Genomic DNA, 17,383 nt, shown 5'->3' with positions numbered 1-17,383 from the left:
GGAGACTATGTTAAAATTCAATGAACAAAAACAAATCGAGGATATCAATGGGGCGCTAGCTTTACGTCCGCAAGTGGAACAAATCATTGACGGATTGGGAGAGGGATTCGATGCAATTTATTATTTAGGAATCGGCGGAACCTACGCGTCAGCGATGCAAGCTGTGACTTATATGAATGGTAAAAGTAACCTACCTGTTTATGTCCAACATGCAGCAGAATATTACACAACTGGCAACAAACGCCTAACAGAAAAATCAATTGTTGTCTTGTCTTCAGTTACTGGTACCACGCAAGAAGTCGTGCAAGCGGTCAAAGAAATCAAAACAGTGGGTGCGACACTGATCGGGTTTATTGATACAAAAGAGAGTATTCTCGCTGAACTTTGTGACCATACGATCACGTATCCTGCACCTGGAACTGAACAAATCAAATTCTTCATGGTCGCAGATCGTTTGATGTATAATCATGGCGAATTTGAAGACTACGAAACCTATTATCAACAATTAGAAGAGCACTTAGCAGTTGGCTTAGTCGAAGCCGAAAAACAAGCAGATGCTTTTGGATTAGCGTTTGCTGAAAAACATCGTCATGATTCGATGCACTATTTTATCGGTGCTGGGAACCAATGGGGCGCTGTCTATTCTTATGCGATGTGTTATTGGGAAGAGCAAAGTTGGTTGCCTTCTAAATCGATCCACGCTGCTGAATTTTTACATGGTACGCTAGAAGTGATTGAAGAAACGACACCAGTGACGTTGTTCTTAGGAGAAGATGAACAACGTGTACTTGCAGAAAGAGTCGCAAACCTATTACCAAAAATCTGTGCAAATTATACATTGATTGATACAAAAGACTATCCAATTGAAGGAATTGACGAAAGTTATCGTGGGCGTGTCCTTTCTTATTTGCTGATGCATGCGGTGACACAACGAATCGATGCACATATCGAGCAATTAAATTGTCACCCCTTAGAAATCAGAAGATATTACCGTCAATTTGAGTATTAAGCGACACAATCAGTTCTAAGAGGAACGATTTCGTAAAATAATAAAATAAAACATACCAATATGAATCGTCTGTCAGTGAGATAAGCGGTTCATACTGGTATGTTTTTTGGTTATGACATGGATCAAGTGAGCGATTTGATCCGTGTGTTGATATGTTGATAGCAGAATTTTTATGAATTGTTTGATAAGTCAGTTAAGAGATTACGAGGTTGGATATTCGCATCAATCACATTGTAAAAGGCATTTGAAGTATCATTCACATCCCAAACGGCTAAGATGACATGATAACCGAGATGATCACCTGGAATAGTGATCGTGTGTGTTAGATTTGTGTCGGCATCTTTCCCGTGACCGTCTACCTCACCTATAAATTGAAATTCATCGCGGGATAATGGTTTGTTTGGATTCCAATTATTTTTCGTGATATAGTAATGCCATTTAGCTGTTTTATGCGCGGCAGTATAAGACCAAGTGAATTTCGTTGGACCAGTTGAAAGGTTTTGTTTTGTCCAAATAGTAGCAGTTTGTTTGTCTAATTCAAATCCTTTGACACCATTTGCGGAAGCAATTTTTCCATCTGCAGGTCCACCATTTGGGAATCCTTTAGGTGCTTCTAGTGATTGTGGCTCAGTAATTATTTCACCGTATTTTTCAAGAGCTGCATGCCAATTCTTCTTACTGTCTAATTCTCCTTGATAGGCACGACTGATAGGTTTCTCCACATAACCGTGAGCATCCACATTAACTGTCGATAAGGCAGTTAAACCAGTTGTTGCTAAAACGAGACCTAATCCTACGACTAAACTTTTTTTCATCTTGATTCCCTCCATCAATTGCTTATTATGTGAAATAAATTTTTTCACAAAAATAGTATAAAACGAAAGGAGAAGAGGGTTAAATATTGTTTGTTATTGCAACAAAAAAAGTATGGTTCCTAAAAAAGTTCGCTCAGTTCGCTATCATGAAAAAGCGTTCGATAAAAGATAACTTCTTTCTGATACGCTCTTATTATTGATGAGTGGCAAAAGTGAAACGAAAAAGATCCCACGATGTTGAGCCTAGCAATACTAGAACTACCCATCGTGGGAAAGATTGAGCAAATGTTTTCAATAAACAGTAAAGAAAATGAAGAATGATTGATTGTTCAGTTAAAGAGAATCACATGGATTCATTTAAATCATTTAAGATACTACGAGGTTGGATATTCGCATCAATGACATTGTAGAAGGCATTTGATGTATCACTTACATCCCAAACTGCTAAAATCACATGATAACCTATCCGGTCATTTGGGATCGTAATGGTGTGAGTTGGACTCGTGCTAGCTTGCGCACCTTTTCCTTGGACTTCGCCGATCAATTGAAGTTCATTGCGAGAAAGTGGTTTATTCTGGTTCCAACCTGGTTTAGTGATATAGTAATGCCATTTACTAGTTGGGTGTGATTGCGTATACTTCCAAGTGAATTTTGTCGCTCCCCCTGTTAAATTTTGTTTCGTCCATAGACTAGAAGTTTGCTTATCTAATTCAAATCCTCTTGCACCATTTGCAGAAGCGATTTTTCCATCTGCTGGTCCACCTTTAGGGAATCCCTGAGGAGCTTCTAGTGATTGTGGTTCATTAATGATCGGACCATATTTTTGAACTGCGAAATCATAGCCAATGTTTTCTTTATCCAATTGACCTTGATAGGCACGGCTAATTGGCGAGATAACATAACCATGTGCTGAAACATTGACGGAAGATAATGTTGTCAATCCTGTCGTTGCTAAAACCAAACCTAACCCTAATAAAGAACTTTTTTTCATATTATAACTTTCCTCCAAAATGATTTTTATGAAAAGGTTTTCTTTTCATGAATTTAGTATAACGAGGAGAACAGTAAGCTTAGATTGTTTGTCTAGCATTACAACAAAAATAACATCTTCCGGTTCGTTATTGTTAATTAGCTTTGTTTTGTAAACTGCTTTCAATCAATGAATTTTTGAGATTACTAAAATATTCTTTAGCATTAGTCAAATCTAACCACTCAAAAAAACGAAGACCCTTTTCGATTTCCGGGATGGCTGAATGATCGCCATCTGCTAATCGATCCAAAGCCGCAAATAATTTATACTGGGCAAGATCAATTGACTGTTTGTGGTTTTGCGTTAATCTTTTCAGTTCGCATAGAAAAAGTTTTCTAAGAATCGCAGAATGACGGTTAAATGAGAGGCGTAAACCATTAAGAATAAAATTAGAGAAAAGTTCTGAATAGTAGGTAGCGTCTATGTACGTTTTCATTTTTGATACACTGGTTTGAAAGAGATGGATGATGTATTGATCATCAAAAATAAACAAACAGTTTGAAAAAATCGTTAGTTCAAAATGTCCCCAGGTTTCAATTTTTTCAAGATAATTTTTGATCACAAAAATTTCTTCTTCTATTTTCAAATTGGTATCAGTATGGTTGTAGAGGTAGTTCTAATTCTTGTTCGTGAGTGATTTTTTTGGATGAGATGAGATAGTTGGTTAATTTTTGTTTATTCGTAAGTGAATTGCTATTAAGAAGAAATTGATACTCTTCTAAAGTAATGTTCATTCGTTCAAGGTAGTTAACTAATAGTTCAAAACTGATCTTTGTTCCTCTTGATTCAAACGCTGCAAGGGTTCCTCGTTGTGAGATACCTCGTGTCAACTGTTCTTGTGTTAAGCCACGTTCTTTTCTTAACTTACGAATCAGAGACGAATGGTTAGTCATATCTTTATCCTCCTAGTGTTTTTTTATATATATTGTAGATGTTTTTTTAAATATATCACAAATGTAATAAAATTTAAATAAAGCGTCATTTTTGCGCGCTTTTAAAGAAAAAGTGCGTAATCGATTATTTGGGTGTTGCAATACTATGCAAATAATTGTAATCGTTTTAATTGGTGGTGTAATATGTTATGTAATAAAGAATAATGGAGGCGGTTTGATGAAGAAAAAACTAGTATTATTTTCTGTAGGCGTGTTTAGTGCAATAGTAAGTGGAGGTACGACGGTTTTTGCAGCTGATGCAGCAGACACGATGCCTGACCTCGCGAATAAACAAATTGCAGTCGGATACTATCATAACTGGCAAGCGGAACAAGGCGCAGGCTATCAAGGAGGTCGTCCAGCCGACATTGATTTGGCCAAAATAAATCCTTTTTACAATGTAGTGACGGTTTCGTTTATGAAAGGAGAAGGGATTCCTACTTTTAAACCTTATAATATGACGGATCAGGCCTTTCGTGAAAAAGTAGCAACATTGAATGCGCAAGGGCGAGCAGTCATTATTTCTCTAGGAGGAGCAGATTCACATATTGAATTACATCGTGGCCAGGAACAAGCTTTTGCGAATGAAATCATTCGGTTAGTAGAAGTATATGGCTTTGATGGATTAGATATTGATTTGGAACAAACTGCGGTGGCTGCTGGGGATAATCAAACAGTCATTCCGGCGGCATTAAAAATCGTTCGTGAGCATTACAAGAAAGAAAACAAACATTTTATTATCTCAATGGCGCCTGAATTTCCATACTTAAGAACAAATGGGGCATATGTACCATACATTACAGCTTTACAAAATGAATATGACTTTATTGCCCCTCAATTGTATAATCAAGCAGGCGATGGGATTAGTGTTGGGACGGAATGGATTGCCCAAAACAATGACAATAAAAAGTATGAATTTTTGTACGGGATTTCAAAATCATTTAATGAAGGAAGCGGTGGCTTTATCCAAATTCCGGCAAGTAAACTAGCTCTAGGGATCCCAGCTAACGAAGATGCCGCAGCGAATGGCTATGTTAAAGATCCTTCAAAGGTCTACCAAGTATTTGAACAAATGACAAAAGATCAAACGCCATTAAAAGGAATCATGACATGGAGTGTCAATTGGGACGAGGGCAGAAATAAAGCTGGGATTGCCTATAATCAGTCGTTTGCGAATGCTTATCAAGGATTGTTCAAAGAGCAAGTACCAGATACTGAGAAACCTTCTAAACCAGAAAATTTAAAAGGAACCGCAACGCAATCAAGCATTTCATTAAGCTGGTCAGCTTCTACTGATAATGTGCGTGTTTCTCATTATAATGTTTATCAAAACAAACAACTCATTGGCACTAGTAACACAACCAATTATACGGTGAGCAATTTATCCCCAGACACAACCTATTCATTTACGGTTGAAGCAGTCGATACTTCTGGAAATCGCTCAACATCGTCTGACGTATTAACGATCAGAACACAAGCTGGTTCACAATTACCAGCCCCTTCGATGCCAACTGGTCTAGTAGTAAAAGGTGTATCGCAAAACTCTGTGACACTCGGTTGGTCTGCAAATGATCCGAAAGAAGAGGTCATCGGCTATGAAATCTATCGAAATGGCGTTCTATTAACAACCACGATGACACCAGATTTTATAGACAAGGGATTAATGTCTGATACGACATACACTTATCAAATCGCAGCAGTCAATTCTTCTGGTATTTCTAAGAAAAGTCAACAAGTGACAGCGAAAACGACAGCAGATAATCAAGCAGAAGAATGGAAAATTGGGAAATTATATAATATTGGTGATATTGTGACCTATAAAGGAAATCTTTACCGTTGTCGTAACATCCACATGGGACAAATCGGTTGGGAACCTGATGTGGCTTTAGCATTATGGCTGAAGATCAGTTAATAAAGTTAACAAAATAAAAAAAGAGTCAGAGTGCAGTATGTCAGGGCTATTACAATGAGGATGTAATGAGGACATACACATATAAAGCGCACTCTGATTTTTTTACATAAAATTGTCAGAATCAAAAAAAGATAAGCCACGCAACCATTTTACATGCTCTGATCTAAATAGTTATTTTCAGTTGTTCAGGATGAGAGAATAAACAAAAGAAGAAAACACACAGTTCAATCTGAATTCTGGTGTTTTCTTCTTTTATCATTTAGTAACGATCGTACAAAAGTGATGGGACAAACGATGCAACCCATATCGCTGGAATAAAAATAACTGAAACATTAATTAAAATGGCGGTGTAACAGACCACATATTCTAGCCCCCCTTTCTAGTTGATTCAATGATTATTTATATGATAATTATAACGCTTTGAATGACATAAAATTAAAATGTATCTTAATACAACAATGTCAAGTGTTAAACAAACTGTTAAAACGGGAAAAATAGTTTTCAACATTTAGAGTATCTATACTATAATAGTTACTATCAACTATTTGGAGGAATATCAATGAAACAAAAAATTGCAGTTTTAGGCCCAGGCTCTTGGGGGACTGCTTTAGCGCAAACCTTAGCAGAAAACGGACATGATGTTCGTATTTGGGGAAATGTTCCTGAACAAATCGATGAAATTAATCAGTATCATACAAATAAACAATTTTTACCTAACCTAAAAATTTCCGAAACGATTATCGGTTATAAAGAATTAGCAGAAGCAGTGAAGGATGTCGATGCGGTTTTATTCGTTGTACCAACGAAAGCCATTCGTTCAGTTGCTCAAGAATTGATTGAGAAAATGAATACTAAACCAATCATCATTCATGCAAGTAAAGGGTTAGAGCAAGGAACACATAAACGCATTTCTGAAGTTATTGCTGAAGAGATTCCAGAGGAAAAAAGAAAGGCAATCGTCGTGCTTTCTGGACCAAGCCACGCGGAAGAAGTTGCTGTTCATGATATTACGACCATTACTGCTGCAAGCATTGATCAGCAAGCGGCAATCTATGTGCAAGATCTGTTTATGAATGATTATTTTAGAATTTATACGAATAATGATGTCATCGGAGTTGAAACGGGTGCGGCTTTAAAAAATATCATTGCTATCGGTGCTGGTGCCATCCATGGATTAGGTTTTGGTGATGATGCAAAAGCGGCGATCATGACTCGAGGATTAGCGGAGATTAGCCGTCTAGGAGTGGCAATGGGTGCCAATCCATTGACATTTATTGGCTTGAGTGGTGTAGGTGACTTGATCGTGACTTGTACAAGTGTTCATTCTCGTAACTGGCGAGCAGGAAATTTGCTTGGTCAAGGACATAAATTAGAAGAAGTACTTGAGAATATGGGAATGGTGGTTGAAGGAGTCTCTACTACTAAAGCTGCGGTTGAATTAGCGGAACAACTAGGGGTAGAGATGCCGATCACACAGACAATCTACAATGTATTATATAATGGAGAAGACATCAAACAAGCAGCCAAAGAAATCATGTTGCGAGATGGTAAAATAGAGAATGAATTTTCATTAAGCTAAGGGCTTATATTGAAATGAGAGGACGGGGTGTATGAAAGTTAAGAAAGCAATCATACCTGCAGGTGGTTTAGGTACGCGTTTTTTACCTGCGACAAAAGCAATGGCTAAAGAAATGCTTCCTATTGTTGACAAACCAACGATCCAATTCATTGTTGAAGAAGCATTAAAATCTGGGATTGAAGATATTTTAATTGTTACTGGGAAAGAAAAACGTCCGATCGAAGATCATTTTGATGCTAACCTTGAATTGGAATTAAATCTGCGTGAGAAGGGAAAACTCGATTTATTAAGTACCATCAAGGAAACGGAAGCTGTTAATCTTCATTTTATCCGACAATCTTACCCCAAAGGATTAGGGCATGCAGTTCTTCAGGCCAAAGCATTTGTAGGAGATGAACCATTTGTTGTCATGTTAGGGGACGACTTGATGGTGGATCAAGTCCCTTTGACAAAACAGCTAATGATGGACTTCGAGGAAACTCATTCATCAACGATTGCAGTGATGGAAGTTTTGCCAGAAGATACAGGGAAATATGGAATCATTGATCCTGGAGAGGAAGAAAAAACTGGGTTATATCGAGTAAGAAAAATGGTAGAAAAACCTACTCCTCAAGAGGCGCCTAGTAACCTTGCCATTATTGGACGCTATTTATTAACACCAGACATTTTTCCAATACTCGAAACGCAAACACCAGGTGCGGGCAATGAAATCCAATTAACGGATGCGATTGATACATTAAATCGCCATCAAAAAGTCTATGCAAGAAATTTTAAAGGGAGACGATATGATGTTGGTGATAAATATGGTTACATGCGAACCAATATTGATTATGGGTTACAACATCCAGAAATCGGCGCTGCCCTTAAAGAGTATCTGATACAACTTAGTAAAGAGTTATAATTTCTAAACTAAGGTACTTTTACTTGGTCTTATCTAGTTCGTTGCTTAAATTTTAGTAAAATACTTTTTGTTAGCTATTAAAATAAACGTCATTTTGCTTATTATGTAGTAATATAAAAGAGTTATGGCAAAATTGACTTTTAAATACAGAAAAGGTGTGTAGCTTTGTATGGGAAAATTGATTACAATCGGTCAAACACTTCTTGATGGATTGAAATGGCTGATGGAAGGAAATAACTGGTTGTTTTTGACTCCATTGGTGCTAATTTGTGGATATGTTTTCATTCAAATGGCTAGAAAAAAAGAGAAATTATTGATTTTTATCTGGTATTTAGCAACAATTTCTATTTTAAGTGTTATGCTTGAACTTGCTTTAGGTGCGTGGGAAGCTATGATTTTTGCTTTGATATTTATCATAGGTTATTTCATCATCTTTATCCCTTATTTCTTTAGAGGCGTTCATATCGGCAAAAAAGGCAGACACACGGCTTCTCATCGCAGAACAAAACGATCAGATAAACGCTAAAAGCAGTGAGTTAAGAAAGTTGATCCATGTAGCTTGCAACTACGGTTATTGCTCGCTTGAGTTTTTCGTTAGAACAAAGCAATCGCTGGTTAAATCCATTTTATTTGGATGAGCGGTTGCTTTTTTGTCTGGTTTTAGGGTCTGAGTATACCATTTAAGGAATGGGAGTTAGCAAAAAGCAGTAGGGGAGAGTCATCCTGGTAGGCTAAGCAAAAAAATGATCATGACATGTCTAATTGTGGACGGCAAATTTATTTATTTAAGTAGATATTGGCTGTTATCATTGACAAAAAATAAATCTAAAAACAAGAATCCTATCACGATAGGATTCTTGTTCAGTTAAAAAAGTTGATTTATATGTCAAGAAAACAGACCATGGTTTTTTTATTTTTTCGGACTTGCACTTGTCTGATAGATTACTTAAAATGATTGAAGATAGAAACAGCAGAATAAAAAAAGGCTCCCTAATAGTTAGCGGCAACTAACTATCAGGGAATGACCAGTCACACGTATACACCCTGACCGATCATTTGCCATAGTCAATGCAAGGCATCGACCGTATTTATTGTACCTAATTTCTGGGGAGATTTCTACCCTTGTGTCGGTTTTTCGATGGTCGGTAGCTCGTTTATTTACTATGTCAAGGTATTGGGCAGTATGCTCAATGCCTTTTTTTATCTTTCATTTTCAAGCAAAAGGTTGATACGTCTTAACTGATTTCTTTTTTTATGTTTTAGCGCACTTGCTGTTTTTGTTGTGAAATTAAAGGTGGAGAAATAAATGAGTTTACGCTATTTTGATTATTATCAGCAACTAGAAAAGAAATTAAGAATCGAAGAACCCTTGATGGTTCAAGCTGCTTCTTTAATTGCTCGTCAAGTTTCATTAGGTGGACGTTTACAAATCTTTGCTAGTCGTACACTAAGCGGGATAGCATTTGAGTTTTGGGAGCATTTACCTGAAATGATACCGGGCAAGTTAATTGAAAATCCGGCAAATGGGATATATGAAACTTTGGAAGGAACAGGAAAAGCGATCATTGATCAGCTCTCTGTCAAACAAGCAGATATTTTTCTACTTCTTTCCAATGAAGGCAGGGATCCAAGTATTGTGGAGTTAGCTCAATGGATCAAGTCAAATGGTCATTTACTGATTATTGTTACTGGATTTGATCTCTCGCGAAGTATCAAATCACAACACAGTAATGGGTTGCGACTGTTTGAATTTGCTGACCTAGTATTGGATAACCATGCACAAATGAATGATACCGCTTTATCATTGTCAGAAGTTGAGCTTGCTCTTTGTGATAGTTCCTCTATCGCTACCATATTACTATTGCAGCAAACCCTATATTTTACAGTCTGCCAGCTGATTCGTTAGGGAACGTAAAAATAGAATGAATGGAAACATTGCCTTGAAGTAGATGAAAAAGGGACACCTTTGAATAAAACTAGGGACATTCGGCGATTTCTAAGTGTTAGTGTAAAAAGTAGAGCAAGGTAGCATCTTTTTTCAATAGTTAAACAAGCAAAATATCACAAAGAAGAGACAAAAAAGAATTCACTTGAATTCTTTTTTGTCTCTTAATACACGTTGATGAAAGAGTCTTCCCCAAAACTCTTTACATTGCAATTATAGTACATTAGTTATGATTATTGCAATGAAGATTGTTTATAGATTAAAAAAAGTCTGAAGCAGCTATTTTTTCTCATAGACTATCTGTTTTTTTATTCGTTTTTTTTCGGATAAATAATGAATAAAAAATTCTATTTATATCGAATGTTGAAAAAATATACATATTTTAAAAATGATAAAATATAATTGGTTTTTCTTCATAAATAATAAAACAAGTAAAGATATCATATGAAACTAATTGATTATATCCTTGCATCACAAAATACAAGAGAATTATTTAACTTTTTTTGGTTGCTTTTAACAAAAATAAAAAAGATTGCTTTAATAGATAATTAATGTGTTTAGCGTTTTTTTGCTGTATAATCTAATCTGATATTGATTGTTTTATTCATAAAAATTTAAAGATAGAAAGGAAGACTTCATAGTGAAGAAGCAAGTGTCTTCGGGGAAATCCAAACGGGATCTCACAAAAATGACGACACCCCATACTTATGTCATCATTTTTGGAGTGGTCATCCTTGCTTGGTTGCTGACATTTATTGTACCAGCAGGAAAATTTAGTACACAAGATATCGAATACCAAGATGCAAATGGAGAAACAAGTACGCGAACTGTATTACGCCAAGATTCATTTCGTTATGCTTATGCCTTGGATCGCTCCTATGTATTTGATCAATTAGAGAAGTTACAAAATGATCCGACGGAAAGAGAGAAATTAAAAGTCCCTGAAAAAGGGTTAGAAGAAGTGATTTCTGAAGGTGAAAAGAAATTAACGCAAGAAAAGTTAGATGAAATCTCTTTAACAGATGATGTACTTTATGACCAATTTGGCGAACGCATTTATGATACTTCAAAAAAACTCCATAAAACGGCTCGAGTATGGGGGACCGATGATTTTGGTGGTTTCGGATTTTTGAATTTTGTCTTTGAAGGGTTAGTTTCAGGAGACAAGTATGGATCGGCTGTCGGAATCGCTGCGCTTATTTTAGTTGTTGGTGGTGCTTTTGGAATTATCATGCGCACCGGGGCAATTGATGCAGGGATCTATGCTTTCATCAGTAAGACAAGGGGACTGGAGCGTTTAGCCTTACCGCTATTATTTTTTGCTTTTTCATTCGGTGGCGCGACATTCGGCATGGCAGAGGAAGTCATTCCTTTTTCTATGGTGATGGTCCCATTTGTGATAGCTCTTGGTTATGACTCGATCGTTGCAGTAACAGTCACGTATGTCGCCTCTCAAGTCGGAAATGCGACTTCCTGGATGAGTCCGTTTAGTGTAGCAGTTGCTCAAGGGATCGCTGGCATTCCAGTGTTATCGGGTGCAACGTTCCGATTGATCATGTGGGTCGTTATCACAGCGTTATCTGCTGGCTATTTGATGATTTATGGGGAGAAAATCCGTAAAAACCCTGAAAGCTCATTGACGTATAAATCAGATGATTATTTCAGAAGTCATTTGAAAAAAACAACCGACGAGAAAAAAGCGTTTATGTTGGGACACAAATTGATTTTACTTGAAATGCTCATCGTATTGGTTTGGATCGTTTGGGGTGTTACGCAAGAAGGGTATTATATCCCAGAAATTGCTTCACAATTTTTTGTTATGGGATTAGTCGCAGGGATCATTGCAGTAATCTTCAAATTGGATGGCATGCGGATCAATGATATTGCCTCTTCTTTCCAATCGGGTGCTGCTGATCTAGCTGGAACAGCAATCGTTGTAGGGATGGCAAAAGGGATCTTATTAGTATTAGGTGGCTCAGATGCTTCTGTTCCTTCTGCTTTAAACACCATTTTACATGGCATCGGTACAGCTTTAGCAGGAGTACCAGCGGCTATCGGAGCGTGGGCAATGTATATTTTCCAAAGCCTGTTTAATTTAGTCGTGACATCCAATTCTGGTCAAGCGGCGTTAACGATGCCAATCATGGCACCACTTGCTGACTTAGTAGGGGTCTCTCGTCAAGTAGCTGTATTAGCTTATCAATTAGGCGCTGGATTTATGGATGCCTTTACCCCTGTATCAGCTAGTTTGATTGGTGTCTTAGGTGTTGCACGTATCGAGTGGGCAAAATGGGCAAGATTCCAAATCAAAATGCAAGGATTCTTTTTTGTCCTAGGTACTATCTTTATCATGATTGCGATAGCAATCGGCTTACAATAGCGAAGCAATAAAGTTAAGGCTAGTGAAGAATCCACGAATCGTGTTTTTTCTGATGACAGAGGAACTCGATGCTTTTTCAAACTTACTAGCCAAAAAGTTGACTTATAGAAAGCAAGCCGAAGAGACTGAAAATAGTTTGTCTTATTTTCATTATTCTTCGGCTTTTTTATAATAAAAATAGTTACTTTTGAAACAAAGAAAACCAAAATATCGGTATCAGAAAGGATGAAGTCAAATGAAAATCATTCGTCAAATTGAGGTCTATGCACCAGATTATTTAGGGGTCATGGATGTATTGATTGCCGGGGATAAAATTATTGCGCTTGAAGAAGCGTTGACCGGTGGCTATGCTGAGTTAGAAGTGGAAGAAATTTCCGGTAGTGGGAAAGTGTTGACACCGGGTTTTATTGATTGCCATTTTCACCTTTTAGGTGGAGGTGGAGAGGGTGGTTTTCAAAATCGTACGCCAGAAGTAACTTTAAGTCAATTGACGACAGCGGGTGTAACAACAGTTGTTGGGTGTTTGGGAACAGATGGTGAAGGACGTGACATGACTGCGCTTATTAGTAAGGCAAAAGGCTTAGAAGCAGAAGGAATCTCAACTTACGTCTATGAAGGTTCATATCGGTTACCACTCAAAACGGTTACGGATTCAATCATCAAAGATTTTTTGACAATTGATAAAATCATCGGAATTGGCGAAATTGCTGTTTCTGACCATCGATCATCTCAGCCTACATTTGAAGAATTTTCTCGAGCAACTGCTGATGCCCGAGTAGGAGGTATGTTGTCTGATAAAGCTGGTATCGTCAATGTCCATTTAGGTGGAGGAAAACGTAAACTAGAGTTATTAACAAGGGTAGTTGAGGAAACCGAGATTCCGATTACGCAATTTTTACCTACCCATGCCAACCGCACGCCAGAACTTTTAACAGCTTGTATCGAGTTTGCGAAAAAAGGTGGGACAATTGACTTCACAGCGAGCGAAGATCCTGATTTTTGGGAACGAACAGATGGGGAAGTCCGCTTTAGTAAAGCTTTAAAACAGTTGATCGAAGCTGGCGTTTCCCTTGATCATTTTACAATGTCATCTGATGGACAAGGAAGTTTACCTTACTTTGATGAAAAAAATCACTTTCTTGGTATGGGTGTTGGAAGCGCAAAATCACTACTGGTAGGTATCAAAGAAGCGGTAGAAAAAGAAGAGATTCCACTTGAAGTAGCCTTGCGAGCAATCACAGTCAATCCCGCTCGTGTGTTAAAGCTGGAGCGAAAAGGAACAATCAAAGTAGGGAACGATGCTGATCTATGTATACTTGACAAAGAAACCTTAGCCATCGAAACAGTGATCGCCAAAGGACAAGTAATGGTTGAAAACAAAGAAGTTAAAGTGTGGGGAACCTTTGAAAAAACGATCTAAGAGCATACTGTTTGTCTGTTTTTCAAGTTGATGATACCCTGATAATAGTTAGATAGTTAGAAATGAGAAATTTAAGGGAGGAATTAAGATGGCAGATTTAAAAGGACGTTCTGAAGATGCAAAAGACAAAGTAGTTGGTAAAGGAAAAGAAGCTTACGGTAAAGCAACAGATGATAAAAGCAAAGAAGCTGAAGGAAAAGCACAATCACTTGGTGCTGATATCAAAGAAAAAGCTCGTAATTTAGGCGATGATATCAAAGAAGGCTTTGAAGATGTCAAAGAAAAATTCTCCAAAAAAGATGATAAAAAATAGTTTCTCCAAAAGAGAAGTTTGGTTAAAACTTTGAGAATGATCCTCTGGTTTTGTCCAAAGCGAGTTCTTAAGGAAGATTGATTGTAAAAGACGATAGATTTGGTTTATTGTGTTTTGTACCTCTTATAGTTAGTAAACGAACTTTTGAGGTGCGCCACGATACCAATTCTACCGTCTTTTTTTAGTATGCGTTCCAGCAAATCTATCGATGTACTCTCTCGAATTATGATAAGTATAATTATAAGTCAATGAACTTAATAGAGCTTTGAAGTGATTTGTAGTAAGAAAGCTTTTATTGAGATCGAAAATCCTACTATAGTTATTTCTAAAAATATGGTAAAATAGACGGAGTATGTTTGTAACAGAAGAACGGATAAAAGTAGACAGTTTGTTAAATTGAGACTGTTTTAATCAACGACTTGAGGCAAGATTGGTTGTGCTTTATAAAACCAGGCTTTTTTTCTTGAAAATAGCAGATGCTAGCGATTTATCTAATTTGTTGTATAATGATGGGGAGTAGTCGAATCCATTGTTTTCGACTTTTGTGTTAAAAATAATCGATTCATCGCTTTAATGAAACTTATTCAAAAATGGCAGAAGATAAACAAGAGGACTGTCAATCAGCTGCTTTTTCTTGCTAAGCAATAGAAGAAGTCAGCTAAAATTTTGTGAGTTGCTCATTGAGATGAATCATCTATTTAGTTAAAGAAGAGAATCGATGTCTTTAAACTTGGGCATCATAAGAAGAGGTGAAATTTGTGAGTACCATTAAAATTATCCCTTTAGGCGGCGTACGTGAAAATGGAAAAAATATGTACATCGCTGAAGTGGGAGAAGATATTTTTGTTTTAGACTGTGGTTTAAAATATCCTGAAAACGAATTGTTAGGTATTGATGTAGTCATTCCTGACTTTACGTATCTGGAAGAAAACATTGATCGGGTAGCGGGAGTCTTTTTGACACATGGACATGCAGATGCGATCGGAGCGTTACCTTATTTACTTTCTAAGCTCTCTGTACCAGTATTTGGAACCGAGTTAACGATCGAGCTTGCTAAATTGAGTGTGGGACGAAACGATGCAGCGAAAGGTTTCAAAGATTTCCATGTAGTTGATGAACACACGGAGATTGATTTTGGCGAGACGATCGTCAGCTTTTTCCGAACTACTCACACGATTCCAGACTCAGTCGGGATCAACTTGAAAACCAAAGAGGGCAGTATCGTTTACACAGGCGATTTTAAATTCGATCAGACAGCTATTCCAATGTATCAAACTGATTATGCTCGTTTGGCAGAAATCGGTAAAGAAGGCGTATTGGCATTACTTAGTGAATCAGCGAACGCTGAAAACTCGGTTCCTGTAGCATCAGAGCTGCAGATTGCGGATGAAGTCTTCGATACGATCAAGTATTGGGAAGGTAGAATCATCGTTGCTTGTGTGGCAAGTAATCTACAGCGGGTTCAACAAGTCTTGGATGCAGCTGAAAAGGCACAAAGAAAAGTAGTATTGACAGGGCAAGATTTTGAACGGATCATCCGAACAGCAATGCGTCTGGAAAAACTACAACTTCCGAGTGAAGATTTGCTTGTGACCTTGAAGGACATGAAGAAATACAAACCAGAAGAAATCATCATTTTAGAAACTGGACGGATGGGTGAACCAATTAAGTCGTTGCAAAAAATGGCCAATAAAACCCACCGTAATATCAAAATCGAAGAAGGCGACTTAGTCTATATCACAACTACTCCAAGTATTGCGATGGAAACGATGGTAGCTAAAACAGAGGATATCATTTATCGTGCAGGTGGTACGGTCAAATTGATCTCTGAGAACATGCGAGTGTCTGGACATGCGAACCCTAACGATCTTCAGTTGATGCTTAATTTGATGAGACCAACTTATTTTATTCCTGTTCAAGGTGAATATCGTGAATTAGCTGCTCATGCTGATTTAGCTCATGCCGTCGGGATCCCTTACAAAAACATTTACATCACAGGACGTGGTGATGTGTTGGAATATAAAAATAAACGGATGAGTGTCGCTGGAACGATCAGTGCTGAAAATGTGATGATCGATGGTTTAGGAATTGGTGATATTGGTAATATTGTGTTACGTGACCGTAAAATCTTGTCAGAAGATGGTATTTTTGTAGCTGTAGTTACTATTAGTCGCCGTGAAAAGAAAATTGTCTCAAAACCACAAATCACATCTCGCGGTTTCGTTTATGTCAAAGCTAGTCGTGATTTGATGAAAGAAAGTGGGACGATGATCGAAGAAATCGTGGAAAAACACTTGGAAAGTAACGACTTTGAGTGGAGTAAATTAAAACAAGACATTCGAGATCAATTAGGACGCTACCTATTTGAACAAACAAAACGTCGTCCAGTGATTTTACCAGTGATCATGGAAGCAACACAACGTAGAGGCAAAAAATAATTGAAACAATAATGGTGTGGAAAAGGTCGTAATCTTTTAAAGAGGCGACTTTTCCATACCATTTTTTGTATCAGTTGAACCAAAGTTCTTGCTCGTTCTTTTTTTTCTATTTTTTTGTAAAATAAAAGAGAAGGAAATGGAAGGAAGATAGTAGATGAAAACAAAAGTAGAAGAATATTTAGAAAAAGAAAGAATTTCTTACGAAGCTCTGACATTTAATCAGACAGAATTGAATGATTTTCAAAAAATACTCAAGCAAAAACAGATTGATCAAAACAGTGTTTGTAAAACATTAGTTTTGAAAGGGGATAAAACAGGTGTAATCATTGCTGTTGTTCCATTGTCGGAACATTTAGATTACAAAAAAACCAGGAAAATTTCTGGTGATCACAAAGTCGGTTTTCCCGGAATGGATTTTGTGATGGCATCTACTGGTTATCCACATGGTGCAAATACACCGATCGGCATTTATCGTAAACACCCAGATTATCTTTTTTTAGTTGATGCATCTTTCAAAGAAAAGCAAATGTTGGTCATGTCAAGTGGCGAAATTGGCAGAAGCATTAAGATCGCTAGAACAGACTTCGAAAAAATAGTTCCTTTTACGTATGCAGAGTTAGTGGAGTAGCGTACTTAGAGTGGTTTGAGCTGATTTGCCACTTGGTACAAACTGTATTATCTGTTACAATGATTACGTATGTACTGTACT

13 protein-coding genes and 1 pseudogene are annotated in these 17,383 nt (G+C 37.3%); 11 read left to right on the top strand and 3 right to left on the bottom strand.

Features of this window, described 5'->3' with window-relative positions; genetic code table 11:
* The first annotated feature begins 7 nt into the window (after positions 1-7).
* Positions 8-1,009 (top strand): SIS domain-containing protein, encoded by a 1,002-nt coding sequence (locus IGJ23_RS10755; protein ID WP_010737180.1) that lies wholly within the window; start codon positions 8-10, stop codon positions 1,007-1,009.
* A gap of 170 nt (positions 1,010-1,179) precedes the next feature.
* Here the strand turns inward: IGJ23_RS10755 and IGJ23_RS10750 are convergent, their stop codons facing one another.
* The 3 genes and pseudogenes from IGJ23_RS10750 to IGJ23_RS10740 form a co-directional block, all read right to left on the bottom strand.
* A complete protein-coding gene (locus tag IGJ23_RS10750; protein ID WP_010720753.1) occupies positions 1,180-1,824 on the bottom strand; it encodes a lytic polysaccharide monooxygenase in 645 nt (214 codons plus the stop codon).
* Between the two features lie 343 nt (positions 1,825-2,167).
* Positions 2,168-2,815 (bottom strand): lytic polysaccharide monooxygenase auxiliary activity family 9 protein, encoded by a 648-nt coding sequence (locus tag IGJ23_RS10745; protein WP_010737182.1) that lies wholly within the window; start codon positions 2,813-2,815, stop codon positions 2,168-2,170.
* A gap of 133 nt (positions 2,816-2,948) precedes the next feature.
* Positions 2,949-3,747: pseudogene (locus IGJ23_RS10740) on the bottom strand (helix-turn-helix domain-containing protein).
* Positions 3,748-3,964: 217 nt separating this feature from the next.
* Between IGJ23_RS10740 and IGJ23_RS10735 the strand changes: the two are divergent.
* The 10 genes from IGJ23_RS10735 (at position 3,965) to IGJ23_RS10690 (ending at position 17,302) form a co-directional block, all read left to right on the top strand.
* Positions 3,965-5,698, top strand: coding sequence for a fibronectin type III domain-containing protein (locus IGJ23_RS10735; protein WP_034700588.1), 1,734 nt, complete (start codon positions 3,965-3,967; stop codon positions 5,696-5,698).
* A 559-nt stretch (positions 5,699-6,257) separates the two neighbouring features.
* Positions 6,258-7,277: an NAD(P)H-dependent glycerol-3-phosphate dehydrogenase gene (locus IGJ23_RS10730; RefSeq protein ID WP_094940103.1), complete on the top strand. Its 1,020-nt coding sequence runs from the start codon at positions 6,258-6,260 to the stop codon at positions 7,275-7,277.
* Between the two features lie 31 nt (positions 7,278-7,308).
* Positions 7,309-8,178, top strand: a complete 870-nt coding sequence (galU, locus tag IGJ23_RS10725) for a UTP--glucose-1-phosphate uridylyltransferase GalU (RefSeq protein WP_034700586.1) — start codon at positions 7,309-7,311, stop codon at positions 8,176-8,178.
* 169 nt (positions 8,179-8,347) lie between these two features.
* Positions 8,348-8,704, top strand: coding sequence for a hypothetical protein (locus IGJ23_RS10720; protein WP_010720747.1), 357 nt, complete (start codon positions 8,348-8,350; stop codon positions 8,702-8,704).
* 780 nt (positions 8,705-9,484) lie between these two features.
* A complete protein-coding gene (locus IGJ23_RS10715; protein ID WP_010737187.1) occupies positions 9,485-10,084 on the top strand; it encodes an SIS domain-containing protein in 600 nt (199 codons plus the stop codon).
* 679 nt (positions 10,085-10,763) lie between these two features.
* Positions 10,764-12,503: a putative basic amino acid antiporter YfcC gene (gene yfcC / locus IGJ23_RS10710; RefSeq protein WP_010720745.1), complete on the top strand. Its 1,740-nt coding sequence runs from the start codon at positions 10,764-10,766 to the stop codon at positions 12,501-12,503.
* A 235-nt stretch (positions 12,504-12,738) separates the two neighbouring features.
* Positions 12,739-13,923, top strand: coding sequence for a beta-aspartyl-peptidase (iadA, locus tag IGJ23_RS10705; protein WP_409534887.1), 1,185 nt, complete (start codon positions 12,739-12,741; stop codon positions 13,921-13,923).
* 88 nt (positions 13,924-14,011) lie between these two features.
* Positions 14,012-14,236 (top strand): CsbD family protein, encoded by a 225-nt coding sequence (locus IGJ23_RS10700; RefSeq protein WP_010720743.1) that lies wholly within the window; start codon positions 14,012-14,014, stop codon positions 14,234-14,236.
* A gap of 758 nt (positions 14,237-14,994) precedes the next feature.
* Positions 14,995-16,674, top strand: coding sequence for a ribonuclease J (locus IGJ23_RS10695; RefSeq protein ID WP_010720742.1), 1,680 nt, complete (start codon positions 14,995-14,997; stop codon positions 16,672-16,674).
* 154 nt (positions 16,675-16,828) lie between these two features.
* Positions 16,829-17,302, top strand: a complete 474-nt coding sequence (locus IGJ23_RS10690) for a YbaK/EbsC family protein (RefSeq protein ID WP_010720741.1) — start codon at positions 16,829-16,831, stop codon at positions 17,300-17,302.
* Positions 17,303-17,383 lie beyond the last annotated feature (81 nt).

Source organism: Enterococcus sp. DIV1682a (assembly GCF_051711005.1).
In the GTDB taxonomy this organism is placed as follows: domain Bacteria; phylum Bacillota; class Bacilli; order Lactobacillales; family Enterococcaceae; genus Enterococcus_B; species Enterococcus_B hirae.
Note: the sequence above shows the minus strand (reverse complement) of the source record. Positions and strands in the feature narration are given on the sequence as shown.

Coding starts and splice junctions, on each gene's coding strand:
- IGJ23_RS10755 (WP_010737180.1), top strand. CDS start 8: ATGTTAAAATTCAATGAACAAAAACAAATCGAGGATATCAATGGGGCG.
- IGJ23_RS10750 (WP_010720753.1), bottom strand. CDS start 1,824: ATGAAAAAAAGTTTAGTCGTAGGATTAGGTCTCGTTTTAGCAACAACT.
- IGJ23_RS10745 (WP_010737182.1), bottom strand. CDS start 2,815: ATGAAAAAAAGTTCTTTATTAGGGTTAGGTTTGGTTTTAGCAACGACA.
- IGJ23_RS10735 (WP_034700588.1), top strand. CDS start 3,965: ATGAAGAAAAAACTAGTATTATTTTCTGTAGGCGTGTTTAGTGCAATA.
- IGJ23_RS10730 (WP_094940103.1), top strand. CDS start 6,258: ATGAAACAAAAAATTGCAGTTTTAGGCCCAGGCTCTTGGGGGACTGCT.
- galU (WP_034700586.1), top strand. CDS start 7,309: ATGAAAGTTAAGAAAGCAATCATACCTGCAGGTGGTTTAGGTACGCGT.
- IGJ23_RS10720 (WP_010720747.1), top strand. CDS start 8,348: ATGGGAAAATTGATTACAATCGGTCAAACACTTCTTGATGGATTGAAA.
- IGJ23_RS10715 (WP_010737187.1), top strand. CDS start 9,485: ATGAGTTTACGCTATTTTGATTATTATCAGCAACTAGAAAAGAAATTA.
- iadA (WP_409534887.1), top strand. CDS start 12,739: ATGAAAATCATTCGTCAAATTGAGGTCTATGCACCAGATTATTTAGGG.
- IGJ23_RS10700 (WP_010720743.1), top strand. CDS start 14,012: ATGGCAGATTTAAAAGGACGTTCTGAAGATGCAAAAGACAAAGTAGTT.
- IGJ23_RS10690 (WP_010720741.1), top strand. CDS start 16,829: ATGAAAACAAAAGTAGAAGAATATTTAGAAAAAGAAAGAATTTCTTAC.